General features: G+C 69.7%; 10 protein-coding genes. 4 read left to right on the top strand and 6 right to left on the bottom strand.

Going from position 1 to position 13,679, the window contains the following annotated elements:
- Positions 1-223: 223 nt before the first annotated feature.
- From CNO22_RS20590 to CNO22_RS20575, 4 genes are all read right to left on the bottom strand, one after another.
- Positions 224-1,579 (bottom strand): amidohydrolase family protein, encoded by a 1,356-nt coding sequence (locus tag CNO22_RS20590; protein WP_100501132.1) that lies wholly within the window; start codon positions 1,577-1,579, stop codon positions 224-226.
- A gap of 71 nt (positions 1,580-1,650) precedes the next feature.
- Positions 1,651-3,981 (bottom strand): xanthine dehydrogenase family protein molybdopterin-binding subunit, encoded by a 2,331-nt coding sequence (locus CNO22_RS20585; protein ID WP_157937036.1) that lies wholly within the window; start codon positions 3,979-3,981, stop codon positions 1,651-1,653.
- Positions 3,982-3,994: 13 nt separating this feature from the next.
- Positions 3,995-4,507 carry a (2Fe-2S)-binding protein gene (locus CNO22_RS20580; protein WP_100501129.1) on the bottom strand — a complete coding sequence of 171 codons (513 nt, stop codon included), beginning with the start codon at positions 4,505-4,507 and terminating at the stop codon, positions 3,995-3,997.
- 84 nt (positions 4,508-4,591) lie between these two features.
- Entirely contained in the window at positions 4,592-5,485 is an 894-nt protein-coding gene (locus tag CNO22_RS20575) for an FAD binding domain-containing protein (protein ID WP_198588472.1), read from the bottom strand.
- 165 nt (positions 5,486-5,650) lie between these two features.
- Here CNO22_RS20575 and CNO22_RS20570 point away from each other — a divergent pair, with 165 nt between their 5' ends.
- Complete coding sequence (locus CNO22_RS20570; protein ID WP_232807208.1) at positions 5,651-7,132, top strand: PucR family transcriptional regulator; 1,482 nt, start codon at positions 5,651-5,653, stop codon at positions 7,130-7,132.
- A 48-nt stretch (positions 7,133-7,180) separates the two neighbouring features.
- Here CNO22_RS20570 and CNO22_RS20565 read toward each other — a convergent pair whose 3' ends face one another.
- Positions 7,181-7,381 carry a hypothetical protein gene (locus CNO22_RS20565; protein ID WP_100501126.1) on the bottom strand — a complete coding sequence of 67 codons (201 nt, stop codon included), beginning with the start codon at positions 7,379-7,381 and terminating at the stop codon, positions 7,181-7,183.
- Between the two features lie 103 nt (positions 7,382-7,484).
- Positions 7,485-8,384 carry a FadR/GntR family transcriptional regulator gene (locus tag CNO22_RS20560; protein WP_100501125.1) on the bottom strand — a complete coding sequence of 300 codons (900 nt, stop codon included), beginning with the start codon at positions 8,382-8,384 and terminating at the stop codon, positions 7,485-7,487.
- 272 nt (positions 8,385-8,656) lie between these two features.
- On the opposite strand from CNO22_RS20560, the gene CNO22_RS20555 reads away from it, so the two are divergent.
- From CNO22_RS20555 to CNO22_RS20545, 3 genes are all read left to right on the top strand, one after another.
- Positions 8,657-10,135, top strand: a complete 1,479-nt coding sequence (locus tag CNO22_RS20555) for an amidase (RefSeq protein ID WP_157937035.1) — start codon at positions 8,657-8,659, stop codon at positions 10,133-10,135.
- An 88-nt stretch (positions 10,136-10,223) separates the two neighbouring features.
- Entirely contained in the window at positions 10,224-11,525 is a 1,302-nt protein-coding gene (locus CNO22_RS20550) for a cytosine permease (protein WP_232807207.1), read from the top strand.
- Positions 11,526-11,543: 18 nt separating this feature from the next.
- Entirely contained in the window at positions 11,544-12,974 is a 1,431-nt protein-coding gene (locus tag CNO22_RS20545; protein WP_198588471.1) for an amidase, read from the top strand.
- Positions 12,975-13,679 lie beyond the last annotated feature (705 nt).

Genomic DNA, 13,679 nt, shown 5'->3' with positions numbered 1-13,679 from the left:
CTCGTCCGCGGTCAGCCCGCCACCCTGGGGATACCTCATGGTGTGGGCATAGCGCAGGCCGCGCCGACTGTCAGCAGGGTCCGGCCGGCGGCCAACCGAGCCCGTAACTCCTGCCGTTAATGATCTTTAGAGGGGTGTCTCCCAATCTCACGCTGCCGGACGCGGGCCAGGTCAAGCCCGGTGGCGTGGTGTGTGACGGCTACCGCGTGATCTTCATGTCGGGTCAGGCGCCGACCAGCGACCGCCAGTCCCTGTCGGCGAGCCGGTCGGTTCCGGCCCGCGCCGCTAGACCGGCGGCCGCGGCGGAGGAGTGCGACCGGACCTCCTCCTGGTCCACCGTGGTCAGCGCCCCCCCGTCGACCACCAGCCGGCCGTCGACGTAGACCCGGTCCACCTCGTCGCCGCGCTGGCTGTAGACCAGCGACGACACTGCCGCGTGCACCGGCGTCAGGCAGAGGTTCGACATGTCCAGGACCGCGAGGTCGGCGCGCTTGCCCGCCTCCAGGGAGCCGATCGACGCCTCGAGGCCCAGTGCCCGGGCGCCGTCGATGGTGGACATCTCCAGCGCCTTCTCCGCCGTCATGATTTCCGGGTCGCGATGCACCCCCTTGTGCAGGAGGGCGGCAAACTTCATCGCCTGGAGCATCGAGTGGTTTGACGACGACGCCGGGCCGTCGGAGGCCAGGCCCACGGTGATCCCGCGCCGATGCATCGCCGGAACGGGCGCGAAGCCCGACCCGAGGTAGAGGTTGGAGCAGGGGTTGTGCGACACCTTCGTGTCCGACTTCTGGATCAGCTCGAGGTCCTGTCCGTCCACCTGCACGCAGTGCACGGCCAGCAGGTCCGGGCCGAGCAGTCCGGTGTCGGCTGCAAAGGGGATGTCCCGAACCCCGAACCGGCGGACGGACTCGGCGACGTCGAACGGCGACTCCGCCAGGTGCATGGTCACGAGCGCTCCGGTGCGGTCGGCCAGCGCGCGGGTCTCCCGCAGCGTCGCCTCGTCCACCGTCCAGCTCATGCATGGCGCCAGCCCCACGGCGACCCGTGAGCCGGGGACGTTCCACTCGCCGATGAGCCGTTCGGCGTCGGCCAGGGCCACGTCCAGCGGCTGGATGAGCTCTGGTGGCGCCCCGACGTCGGCGCCCGCCGTCATGTATCCCCGTGCCATCACCCCGCGGATGCCGACCTCGGACATCGCTGTGGCCACCGCGTCGCCGAGGCCGGGCCGCGGGTGCACGTACATGAAGTCGACCAGCGTCGTCGTCCCGGTGGTCAGCGCCTCCGCGCACCCGTGCAGCGCTCCGGCGTAGCAGTCCTCCGGCGTCAGCTCCACCGCGGACGGCCCGGTCATCGTCAGGAACCAGTCGGAGAGCACCCGGTCGTCGCCCAGCCCCTTGAGCAGGGTCTGGAACAGGTGGGTGTGGGTGTTGACGAATCCCGGCAGCACCGCCCGCCCGGAACAGTCGACGACGTCGGCGTCCGGATAGGCGGTGAGCACCTCGGCGGAGGGCCCGACGGCGAGGATGGAGTCGGTGAAGGCCACCGCCCCGTCGGTCAGCACCCGCCGGGCGCCGTCCATCGTGATCACGGTGCCACCGGACAGCACGGTGACGGGAGGCGAACCGTCCCCACCGGCGGCGGAGCGCCTCGTCACGCCGTCGTGCCGGCACCGGCCGGCGCGGCACCTGCCGATCGCATCAGCTCCCAGACCGTCGCCGGCTTGAGTGGCGTGCGGGTGACGGTGCAGCCGAGGTGCTCGATGGCGTCGGCGACGGCGTTGGCCACCGCGGAGTGCCCGCCGATCGCGCCGCCCTCGCCCATGCCCTTGACGCCCAGCGGGTTCAGCGGGGACTTCGTCTCCAGGTGTCCGATCTCGACGTCGGGGACGTCCAGGCTGCCCGGGATCAGGTAGTCGAGGAAGGATGTCGACTGCGGCTGCCCGTCCGGGGCGTACACCAGCTCCTCCATCAGCGCGCCGCCGAGCCCCTGCGCCACCCCGCCGGCGATCTGTCCCTCGGCGTTGCGGGGGTTGACGATGGTCCCGGCGTCGTTGACGACGACGTACCGGCCGACCGTCGTGACGCCGGTGTCGGGGTCGACCTCCACCTCGGCGATGTGGATCCCGTAGGAGTAGGGGGCGGCCATGTTCTCGAAGTACTGCACCGACTCCAGGTCCGGCTCCATCCCCTCCGGCCGGTTGCCGCCCGGGGTCGCCGCGGCCGCGATCTCCGCCCAGCTCACCCGTGTGGTGGGTACGCCCTTGACGTGCGCGTAGCCATCCTCGAGCACCATGTCTGACGGGTCGACCTCCACGAGGTGAGCGGCCAGGGCCAGTGCCTTCTCGCGCACCTTCGTCGAGGCCATCATCACCGCGGTACCGGCCATGACCGCGTTCCGGCTGGCGTAGGTGCCCATGCCGTGGGCTAGGCGGCCGGTGTCCCCGAAGACGACCTTGATGGTGTCGTGCGGCACCTGCAGCTCGTCGGCGGCGATCTGCGCCAGCATCGTGGCGGTGCCCTGGCCCTGCGGAGCGGCACCGGAGTTGATCGTGACCTCGCCGGTCGGGTCCACCCGCACGCTGCCCCCCTCGAACGGGCCGGTGCCGGTCAGCTGGTGGTAGACGCAGATGCCCATGCCGATGAGCCGGCCCTCCTCGCGGGCCGCCTGCTGGCGTGCGGCGAAGCCGGCGTAGTCGGCCATGTCCAGCGCCTGCTCGAAGGCGGCCGGGAAGCTTCCGCTGTCCAGGATCACGGCAGCTTCCAGTGAGACGAGCCCGGTGTCGTAGGGCATCTCCTCGGGGGTGAGCAGGTTCTTGCGGCGGAGTTCGGCTCGGTCCATGCCCAGTTCACGGGCGACGATGTCCAGCAGGCGTTCGCGCGCGAAGGTGGCCTCCGGTGCGCCGGCACCGCGGTAGGCCGATGCCGGCGCCTTGTTCGTGGAGGCGCACACCGCCTCCACCCGTAGCGCAGGCACCCGGTAGATGCCGGCGAGGCTCGTCCCGGCCAGGGAGGCGTTGACCAGCCCGAGCGGTCTCTGATAGGCCCCGCAGTCGGTGATGTGCCGGGCCCGGAGGCCGAGGATCGTGCCGTCGTCCCGCAGGGCGATCTCCACCTCGTGGATCTGCTCCCGGGAGTGGGCGATGGTCAGGAAGTGCTCGTTGCGGTCCTCGATCCACTTCACCGGCCGGCCGACCCGTCCGGCGGCGAAGGGCACCAGGAAGTCTTCGGGGTAGAAGTCGGCCTTGATCCCGAAGCCGCCGCCGATGTCGGGCGTGATGACCCGGATCGAGCGTGCCGGGACGGCGAGCATTCCTGCCAGGACGGTGCGCATCGTGTGCGGCCACTGGGTGGAGGCCCAGATCGTCATCTCTGCCGTGACGGCGTCGCGGTGCCCGACCACGCCGCGGGTCTCCATCGGGATGCCGGTGTAGCGCTGCATGTCCAGCCGCTTGCTGATGACTCGATCGGCGCCTGCGAAGGCGGCCTCGACGTCGCCGCTCTCGTAGACCATCGTCGCCGCCACGTTGTCGGGGGCGTTCTCGTGCAGGACCGGCGCGCCGGGCTGGATGGCGGCGTAGGCGTCGACCACCGCCTCGAGGAGCTCGTAGTCGACCTCGATGAGCTCGAGGGCGTCCTCCGCGAGGTGCCGGCTCTCCGCGACGACGACCGCGACGCCCTCGCCGACGTAGCGGACGGTGTCGGTGGCCAGCGGGTACTGCGGTGCCGGGCGGAAGGACTCCGGGTTGTAGAAGAACGGGATGCCCGGCGGCTCGGCCCCGAGGTCGGCGGCGGAGAAGGCGTCGACGACGCCCGGCAGCTCCCGTGCCGCGCGCACGTCCACCGACAGGAGGCGTGCGTGCGCGTGCGGGCTGCGCAGCACCGCCATGTGCAGCAGTCCGGGGAACCGGATGTCGTCGACGAAGGCAGCCTCGCCCCGGAGCAACCGCGGGTCCTCCATGCGCCGGACACTCGCTCCGACCATCTTCACGCCCACGTCAGCGCTCCCACGTCTCGTCGGCGGCCTGGACCGAGCGGACGATGCCCTGGTAGCCGGTGCACCGGCAGAGGTTTCCCGACAGCGCCTCCCGGATCTCCGGCTCGGTCGCCCCGTGCTTCTCGCGCAGGAAGTCGTAGGTCGTGAGCAGGAAGCCGGGGGTGCAGAACCCGCACTGCAGGCCGTGGTGGTCCCAGAACGCCTGCTGGATGGGGTGCAGCTCCTCGCCCCAGGTGAGCCCCTCCACCGTGGTCAGCTCGGTCCCGTCGGCCTGCACGGCGAACATCAGGCAGGCGCGGATCGGCTCGCGGTCCAGGAGGATGGTGCACGCGCCACACACGCCGTGCTCACAGCCGACGTGCGAACCGGTCAGGCCGAGGTCCTCGCGGAGGAAGTCGACCAGGGAGCGCCGAACCGGGACCGTCCGCTGGTACGAGTTCCCGTTGACCGTCACCGTGATCGTCTTCTCCTGCAGGCCGACGTGGTCGGCTGTCGTGCGTTCGTCGACGTCCATCGCAAGCTCGCTCTCCCGGCCGGTCGTCGCCCGGCCTGCTCGTCGGTCCGGCCTGAATGTCCGGGGTGCGCTGTGGGTGCGGGGTCAGGCGGCCGAGGCCGCGCGGGGCCCGGCGAGCCCGGTTGCCTGGGCGATCGCCCGCTGCAGCAGGTGCCGGGCCAGGTGGCGCCGGTATTCCGCCGGCCCGTGGGTGTCCGGCGGTGGGTCGAGCTGGGCCGCGAAATTCCCGGCCAGCTCGGCGATGACCCCCGTGTCGGGCTCGGAACCGACCAGCCCGTCGACGACGCTGTGCGCCTGCACGGTGCTCGGCGCGGCTCCGGCGACGGCAAGCCCTGCCCGGGTGATCCGGCCGTCGGCCACGGTAACCACCGCGGCGACCGCGACCTGCGCGAAGTCGCCCCGGCGGCGGCTGACCTCGAGGAAGGCGCCGCGGGTGCCCTCCGGCCACGGTGGGAGGCGGATCTCGGTGAGCAGTTCGTCCGCGGCGAGGGAGGTGGTGAAGAAGCCTTCGAAGAACTCCTCCGGGGGTACCTCCCTCGTTCCCTCGGCGCTCCGGATCACGAGGGTGGCGCCCAGCGCGCTGACCGCGGCCGGCAGCTCCGCCGCCGGGTCGGCATGGGCCAGACTGCCTCCGACCGTCCCGCGGGCGCGGATCTGCGGATGCCCGATGTACCCGAGCGCCTGCCGCAGCAGGTCCTCCGGGCCGCCGGCCGGGCGGGAGGAGACGTGGCGCTCAAGGGAGCGCTGACGGGTCGTCGCGCCGATGCGCAACGCCCCGTCCTCGGCCTGGATCCCGTCAAGGCCGGCCACCTGGTTGAGGTCGACCAGCACGGCCGGTCGGGCCAGCCGGAAGTTCAGCATCGGCACGAGGCTCTGACCGCCGGCGAGCACCTTCGCCTCGTCGCCGTACTCCTGCAGGACGTCGAGGGTCTCCTCGACACCGGTCGGTGCAAGGTAGTCGAACGGAGCTGGTTTCACGGGCCCGCCTCCTGCTGTCCGTCGGTGCCGGCTGCGCTGACGCCAACTCCCGAGGGAGGTCATGGTCGGGATTTTCCCGGGCCGGCGCCACGGACGTTGTGGTGCACTTTGCGCGCCTGCAACTGGACGTTTCGTCCCCCGCCTGCTGAGGTCGGCGGCGTGACGATGACGCTCGCCGAGGTGCTCGCCCTGGACGTCCTTCGCCGGGCGGACCCCCAGGTGGTGGTCGGCGCGGAGCTGCTCGACCGCCCGGTGCGCTGGGTGCACACCAGTGAGCTGGCCGAGGCGGCGTACCTGCTCAGGGGAGGGGAGATGCTCCTCACGACCGGCCTGGGAATCACCGGGCGCGGTGCCGTGGGTGAGGCCGCCTACGTCGCGGCGCTGGCCGCGCGGGGGGTGGCCGCGCTGGCGCTGGAGCTGGGCTGGACGTTCCCCGAGCCTCCGCGCGCGCTCGTCGACGCGTGCAGCGAGCACGGGCTGCCGCTGCTCGTCCTGCGGGAGGTCGTGCCCTTCGTCGAGATCACCGAGCAGGTGCAGACCACGATCCTGGAACGCGCGGCGGGAACCGCGCGCAGCGGGCGGGACGTCCGACAGGTGCTGACCGATGCGCTGCTCGAGGGGGCCGGCCCCCAGGAGCTCACCATCGTGTTGTCCGACCTGGTGTCCGCCCCGGTCGTCGTCACCACCGCCGAGGGCGCGCTGGTTGCCGCCGCGGGCGGGGGGCCGGACGGGTCAGGACGGCGCGGCCGGCCGGTGGCCCGCCGAGACGTCGTCCTGCTCGACCGCCTCTGGGGGCACGTGGCCGTACTGCCGCCCGCCCGCGCGGACGACCCGCTCGTCCCCGCGGCGTGCGGCTACGGCGCCGAGGCGCTCGGTCTCGCGCTGCTCCGCTCGGCCGCCGGCGCCGACCTCGACGTCCGGCGGCGCCAGCTGGTCGACGACCTCACCGAGCGGCGCTGGCGGGCGCCGGGCGAGCTGGTGGCCCGTGCCCGCGTGCTGGGGCTGCCTTTCACGGCCGACGGCCAGTACGCGGCACTGGTGATCACCGACCTTCCGGCGGCCGAACCCGATGCCGTCGTCCGGGCGGTGGCGGGCGCACTGGCACCCGGCACGGCCCTGGTCGCCGACGTTGGGGAGGACGTCGTCGCCGTCGTCCGCACGTCGGCGGTGACCGCGGCCGCGCGCGCGGTGCTGCGCGCCGTGGACGCGCTCGTACCACCGTCCGCGCGGGTGGTCGCCGGGACGGTGGTAGGCAGGCTGGAGGACGTCGACCGGTCGATTGCCCGCGCCCGGGCAGCGCAGGCGCTCACCAGTGACGGTGACCGGGTGGTGTCGGCGGCGGGCATGACGGCCCGGCTGCTGCTCGCCGGCGTCAGTGACGGGCCGTTGGCCCGCCAGCTGGTGCAGGAGGAGATCGGCAGGCTGCTCGACTACGACGCAGCGCACGGCAGTGAGCTGGTGCGGACGCTGCGGGTGTACCTGGCCCACGCCTCGTCGAAGGTGCAGACGGCGCAGGCGCTGCGGCTGCGACGCCAAACCCTCTACGGCCGACTGCAGCGAATAAAGGACCTGATCGGCGACATCTCCGCGCCGCACCGGCACACGGCCCTGGTTCTGGCGATTGCCCTCGATGAGTCGGCGGGCTGAGCCGAGCTGCCGCAGCTACGGGTGGGCCCTCCGCTCGGCGGCGTTGTCTCAGCGGCCGGTCAGCCCGCCGAGAGGGCCACCGCCCAGCTTCGCGATGAGTTCCTGAGGCCCGAGACCGTAGCTGGACAGCAGGTCCGCATGCTCGTCCGTGTCCATCTGGTCGGGCAGCTCCCGGTCGGCCTGCTCGGCCCGCTCGTCTTCGCCCTTCGAGCGCAGAAGCTCCAGTACCTGTTCCTTGTCGATCTGCATGGTCTCCGCACTACCCAATGGCTGGGGATACCCACCCGCGTTCCCGGGGTCCGTGGAGGTCCGTGGAGGTCCGTGAGCGCGAGCGACGATGGTCGTACCCGTGCTACCGGTGATTGGATTCCCGGCGGTCACCTGGTATCCGACTCCTCCGGACGGTCAACCGGCTGGCTTCTTGGAGCGGTTGCGTGAACGGTGGAGATGCCGAACTCGAGTCTGCCGGGATGTCGAGGACCGGCACGGTCTCGGCGTCAGCATCCGAGAGCGCGCGCTGCTGCATCTCGTGGAGGTAGCAGAAGTGCCGTTCGAAGGCCTGGGCTGCTGCGCCCGAGTCTCGGTCCCGGATGGCCTCGTACATCGCCCAGTGCTGCTCGGCGATCTCGTCTCGGTCGAGTTCCTTCAGCATCAGCCGGTTGGTCCGCGGCCGGACGAGGTGCACCGCTGTCATGGCCAGTTCGAGGATGCTGTTCTTGGCCGCCTTGCTCACCGCCGTGTGGAACTTGACATCGGTGGCGAGCCACTCGTCCTCGCCGAGCCCCGGGTCACGAGACTCCTCCACGGGATGCCGCATGGCGCTCAGGTCCTCCTCCGTCCGATTCGCCGCGGCCAGCCGCACGCACTCTCTCTCCAGGACGTGGCGAGCGTGGTGGACCTCGGCCAGCGTGATGTTCCCGGCCCGGAACCACAGGCCGATCTGCTCGCCGATTTGCTCGGCGAGTTCGCCGGCCTGGGGAGTGGTGACAAAGGTTCCGCCCGCTGCCCCTCGAGAAGAAGTCACCAGCTTGCTGGCCGCCAGCGTGCGAATGGCCTCGCGGACGGTTCCGCGGGAGACGCCGAAGTCCTGAGCGAGCTGATGCTCGCTCGGTAGTCGATCGCCGGTTCGCAACCGCCCGTCGATGATCGCCGAGCGGAGTTGGTCGACGACTTGGCTTGCCGCGCTGCGCATTGTCACCGGTCGGACGACCAGCGAGTCCTCGTCGCGGATCTCCGGACGCTGAGGTTCCACACCACCACGGTATCACAACCGCCATACGTCCAACCTTAGCCCAAAAAAGCTTGACATATGGGCTTCCGCGCTCATAGCTTCTCGTCCACTGGGCGTCCGAGCGGAAGGGAGAGGCGGTCCGTGAAGTCCCCGTGCGCGGTTCCGCTGGCCAGCAGAGGAGGCCGCACTCTGTCTCGACGGCGGCAGAGCTCGGGCCACGGTGGGTTGTGACGGGCCTGGTGCAGGCCAGGATGCGCCCATGTGCCGCGGCCGATCACGTCGCAGGTGGATCTGTGCATCAAGGTGAGGACCCGGCGTTCGCCTCCATCGAGGGGCTCCAGCGCGCCTATTTATCGGGAAATTTGAGCACGGAGGCCGTCGTCCAACTCTTCCTCGACAGGATCGACCGCTTCGATCAACGTGGGCCGAAGATCAACGCCATCACTGCCCTCAACGCCGGTGCACTCGCCGAAGCCCGACGGCTCGACCGCGGCCTCGTAGGCGGACGTCTGCGTGGTCCGCTGCACGGCATCCCGGTCCTGGTCAAGGACCAGATGGAGACGGCCGGCATCGAAACGACGTTCGGCTCGGTCGCCATGCGTGGATACGTGCCGGCCCGAAACGCGACGGCGGTCGAGCGGTTGAAGGCTGCTGGTGCAATCGTCCTGGCCAAGACGTCGATGCCCGATTTCGCCGCCTCCTGGTTTTCACTCTCCTCGCGGAGCGGGGCGACGCGCTGCCCGTGGGATCTCGAGCGCGATGCCGGTGGTTCGAGCAGCGGTTCGGCTGCGGGTGTGGCGGCAGGGTTCGGCACGGTGGCCCTCGGGGAGGACACCGGAGGCTCCATCCGGATACCTGCGGCCTACAACAACCTCGTCGGCGTGCGGGTCACCACGGGATTGATCAGTCGCGCCGGCATGGCCCCGCTGGTTGCCACGCAGGACACGGCAGGACCCATCGCGCGGACGGTCTCAGACGCTGCCATCGTCCTGGACGTCCTGGTGGGCTTCGACCCACCTGACCCCGCCACGGGAATCTGCCTGGACACATCCCGGCGGATCGGCGGTTATCGCGAGGCCCTGGACTCCTGGACGCTCCACGGCGCTCGCATCGGACTACTCACCGAGGCCCTGGCCACTGCGGACGGCCAGCAGACGAGCCCGGTGAGCCAGGTATTCGCGCGGGCGCTGCGAACGCTCGAGGACCGCGGCGCTTCAGTGCTGCCCGTCTCCCTCCCAGGCCTTCCCGGGTGGTTGCGACGGACCTCGCTCTATCTGTCCAGGTCCAGGCGCGACATCGACCTGTTCCTGGCCCACCGGCCCGTGCCGCTGCAGGACGTCGCGCTGATCGTGCGCCGAGGCCTGTACGAGCCGAGTCTCGACCTCCTGCGCAGCATTGCCGAGAGTGACCCGGGGCACGCCGAGCTGCAGGAGAGAGAGCAGGCGCAGCGGCAGCTGCAGCAACGCCTGGTCGCGGTCATGGAGGCCAACGCTGTCGACGTTCTGTGCTTCCCGACCACGCCGGTCATTGCGCCACGACCTGACGAACTGCGCCGCGGTGCCGTCACGACGCAGAGCTTCCCGACGAACACCCTCATCGCCGCCCAGTCCGGCCTCCCAGCTGTGACGGTGCCGGCCGGCTTCACCCCCGGTGGCTCGGCCGTCGGTCTGGAGTTCGTCGGAAGACGTTTCAGCGAACACCAGCTGCTCGGCTTGGCGGCGGACTTCCATCGGTCCGCCCGGCTACCTCTCGCACCTCCCAGCACGACCTGATCGCACCGTCCCGTCCCTTCATCGGAGACTCACCATGTCGAGATCCACAGAACAACCCGTCGCAACCGAGGAATACCACTCCTTGCCCGTGCCCATGGCCGGGCGTCTGGGCTTCAAGCAACCCGCCTGGGTGTGGTCAGGCTTCGGCATCGCTTTTATCTGCGCAGTGATCGGCGGCACCATCCAGCAGGGGCTTGGCACGGTCGACGCGATCCTGGCCATCGTCCTCGGTAACGCGATCTTGTTCGTGTACGCCTCCGCGTTGGGCTACGCCAGCGGCAAATGGGGAATGAACTTCCCCCTCACCGTTCGGGCGGTCTTCGGGGGGCGCGGCTCCGTGATCCCCGTCCTGATCCTGGCAGGCCTCGTCACGGGGTGGTTCAGTTTCCACGTCTGGCTGACCGCGGACATCGTCAAGGCCGCCTTCACCATTGAGTCCGGGATTGCGGTGGCCCTCATCGCACTCGGTGTCGGGATCCTCTACGCCGTCCCCGTGATCTTCGGTATCAAGTCCATGGCCCTGGTGCGTCAGATCGCCATTCCCGCCATGGTCATCTTCGTCGCGTACTACCTGTTCACCAAGGTGATCCCGGCCGGTGCTGCGCTGTTCGAGTCGAGCGGCACCGGGGACATGTCGTTCGTCACCGGAGTTGGGCTCGCCTGGGCCACGTTCGCGGTGAGCGGCACCATGACCGGTGACATCGTCCGCTACACCCGGACCGGCGGCCAGGCCATCGGCGTGACAGGCGTGGCCTTCCTCCTCAGCAATGCACCCTTCATGATCCTGGGCGTCTTCTTCGCCGCCGCCATCGACGACCCGACCGTCCCCTACTTCCTCGACTCGGACAGCATGAGGGTGCTCATCCCGCTGGCAGCCATCGCGATCCTGAGCACCTGGTCCACGGCCGACGCGTGTCTCTACAACGCCGCTATGGGCTTCTCCAACAGCCTGCCTAACTTCAACTGGCGGCGCGCCGCCATCCTGGGCATGGTGATCGGACTGGCCCTGGCCATGTCCGGGGTAATCGCCAACGTCACCAACCTGCTGATCACCATCGGGCTGATCGTTCCCCCGGTCGGCGGCGTCATCATCAGCGACTACTTCTTCGTCCGCCGGAACCACGGTTTCGGCATGGACCGCACGTCTTCCACCAACCTGGCCGCCATCATCGCGGTGATCCTCGGCATCGGCACTGGCATCTACATGTACTTCGGCTTCCCCACCTTCATCTTCGGTATCCCCGGTATCGCCGTGTCTCTGGTGAGCTACGCACTCCTGGCCAAGGGCTTCGGGTCGACACTGGGCGCCGAAGAGCCGACCGTGCCGAACACCGCTGAGGCGGAAGGCATGACCAAGACAGCGGCGACAAAGCCGAGCGTCCTTTCCTGACCGAGAAGGAGAACGTGCATGACCGAGATCTGTGCAATGCAAGCGACCGATCTCGCCGTCGCCGTCAAGCGCGGTGAGATCTCGCCGGTCGAGGTCGTCGACGCCGTCAGCGAGCGCATGGATGCCGTTGAGCCGGTGCTCCACGCCTTCTGCACCCCGACCCTCGACATCGCCCGTCAGCAGGCGCAGGACCTGGCGCAGCGAATCGCTGCCGGTGAGGACGTAGGCCCGCTTGCCGGCGTGCCGGTGGGCATCAAGGACCTGGTGGCAACGAAGGGCATCAGGACGGTCATGGGGTCGAAGGCATACGAGGATTTCGTGCCGGACGAGGATGACATCGTCGTCGAGAGGCTGAAGGAGGCCGGCGCTCTCATCATCGGCAAGACCAACGTTCCCGAGTTCGGCTACAGCGGCGTCGGCCACAACCCCGTCTTCGAGACGACGCGCAACCCCTGGAACCCCGCTTTGACGCCGGGTGGCTCCAGTGCTGGCTCCGGGGCGGCCGTGGCGTCGGGCATGGGGCCTATCGCCGTCGGCAGTGACGGTGGCGGATCGGTTCGGATTCCGTCGGCGCACTGCGGTCTCTTCGGCATGAAGGCATCCATGGGACGGGTTCCCCTTTATCCCGGGTGTCGTGACGAGCGGTACCCCGGGGTCTCCAGTTGGGAGTCCCTCGAGCACATCGGCCCCATGTCGAGGACCGTCGCGGACGGCGCCCTGATGCTGTCGGTCATGGCCGGCCCCGACCCGCGCGACCGGCACACGATCCCCACCTCCGACGTCGATTGGACCGGATGTCTCGGACAGGGGGTGGAAGGCCTCCGGGTCGCCTTCAGCCCGAACCTGGGATACGCCGCCGTGGACCCCGCGGTTCGCGACATCGTGCAGAACGCGGTCAGCGTCTTCGAGAAGGCCCTCGGTTGCGTGGTCGAGCAGGCCGACCCGGGCTTCGAGGACCCGTACAACGCCTTCTGGGGCCTCGTCGCGCTCGACACCGACCTGCGGGGACTGCGCCGACTGGCCCAGGAATTCGACGTTTCACCACACTTGGCCGAGTTTCTCGCCCGTCCCTGGGCCGCCGAAGAGCTGACCGACGCGGTGATGGCGAGGAAGGCCCTGAACAACAAGATGTGGCGGTTCATGGAGAACTACGACCTGCTGCTGACCCCGACCCTGACCGTTCCGCCGTTCCCCGTACACATGCAGGGGCCGGAGAAGGTCGACGACCGGATGGTTCCAGCCTTCCAGTGGCTGTCTTTCACGCTGCCTATCAACATGACCGGGCAGCCCGCAGCCACGGTGCCCGCGGGCTGGACGGAGGACGGCCTGCCGGTCGGTCTCCAGATCGTGGGACGCCACCTCAGCGATGAGACGGTGCTTCGAGCGGCCGCGGCGTTCGAGGAAGCGTCGCCGTGGCGTGACCGGTGGCCCCACCTGGTCAACGGCTGACCCGCCACACCACCGGCCGTGTCGACGCTTCGCCTGCGTCGGTGCGGCCGGCGGTGGCCCAACCATCCGATCCTTCCGCGGTGTGCACCTTCAGCGCCCCGACCCGGGGCGGGAGAGGCCCGGCAGCTGCCTCCGATGTGCACTGCCCACACGTGGTGATCCCGGAACCCGGACGCAGCAGCGTCGCTGCTGCGTCCGCGTCGTCGTGTGTGCGGCTGTCTGCGGGCAGGGGCTGGGGAGATCCCAGCCAACGAGTCGTTGATCTAGGGAAGTTCGCTAGCCGCCGGCGTCAGAGCCGTGAGACTCCAGCACGGTCAGCGGCAGCCGTGATGACCTCTCGCCAGTCGGTGGCCGCCATCCATGTCTTCTCAGTCACGTGCAGTGTCCAGCGCAGGAGTTGACCGGCTGTCCGTAGACGCTCCACCTCGATGGAGTAGGTGAGCCTGGCGTCCGAGTAACGCTCACGCCCTTCGGTCTCCTGCCCATCCAGGGTGCAGGCGAAGTGCAGCGGTCGTCGCCGAGGGCTCAGGGACCGGGCTTGTCCTGAGCCCTAGAACCGCGGTAGGAAACCGTAGTCCAGTCGAAGGCTTTCCGCCATGACCAGTGGTGACTGTTCAGGTCGTTGCTGGGATCCAGACGTTTCCGCTGGTGAGTTCGGTCAGGACGTCGAAGGGTCGGCGACCGTGCTTGGCCGCGGTTGACAGA

It is taken from the genome of Geodermatophilus chilensis (genome assembly GCF_002802985.1).
Classification (GTDB): Bacteria; Actinomycetota; Actinomycetes; order Mycobacteriales; family Geodermatophilaceae; genus Geodermatophilus; species Geodermatophilus chilensis.
Note: the sequence above shows the minus strand (reverse complement) of the source record. Positions and strands in the feature narration are given on the sequence as shown.